The sequence below is a fragment of the Marinospirillum alkalitolerans genome, assembly GCF_045055655.1.
GTDB lineage: Bacteria > Pseudomonadota > Gammaproteobacteria > Pseudomonadales > Halomonadaceae > Marinospirillum > Marinospirillum alkalitolerans.
Window position 1 is genome coordinate 1 of sequence record NZ_JBANFI010000035.1, and the last position, 518, is coordinate 518.

Consider the following 518-nt stretch of genomic DNA (forward strand, 5'->3'; position numbering starts at 1 on the left):
GTTAAACGTCTAGGGAAGCTATGTACTACAGAATAGAGCCAGAAGTAGCGGGAGGTTGGGGTGAAGGAACGAAAGCAGATACAACATGCCATCCGCCAAAAATCACAAGTCTAGTATTCGAATTTGAAGGTTGGCTTGGTGACTCGATTGTAACTTCGTTTCCATGCTACTTAGTTACTGAAGAGCTAGCACAATCTCTAAACCATGCGAAACTGGCTGGCTATGAGCTGGCAAACTGTACAATCACAAAGTCTGATACTTTTTGTGAGCTACATCCAAACAAAAAGTTGCCGAATTTTATGTGGCTCCAGATTGTCGGTGAAGCTGGTGTTGATGATTTTGGAATCGACAGAGATTTAAGGTTAGTTGTTTCAGCTGCAGCGCTTTCATCCTTAAAAGGCCATTCTTTGAATGACTGTGAAATCGAAGAAATCAACGTTTAACAAGGCCAGGCACGGCGACGTCTTTTTCGTTGCGGCTTCGCCTTCACTACAAAGCCGCGCGTGCTGGCGGCGTTA

At 44.8% G+C, this 518-nt stretch carries 1 protein-coding gene; it reads left to right on the top strand.

Going from position 1 to position 518, the window contains the following annotated elements:
- Positions 1 to 20 precede the first annotated feature (20 nt).
- Positions 21 to 443, top strand: a complete 423-nt coding sequence (locus tag V6U78_RS12720; protein WP_405341587.1) for a hypothetical protein — start codon at positions 21 to 23, stop codon at positions 441 to 443.
- Positions 444 to 518 lie beyond the last annotated feature (75 nt).

Excerpts from the sequence above, each read along its gene's own strand:
- V6U78_RS12720 (WP_405341587.1), top strand. The coding sequence starts at position 21 with ATGTACTACAGAATAGAGCCAGAAGTAGCGGGAGGTTGGGGTGAAGGA.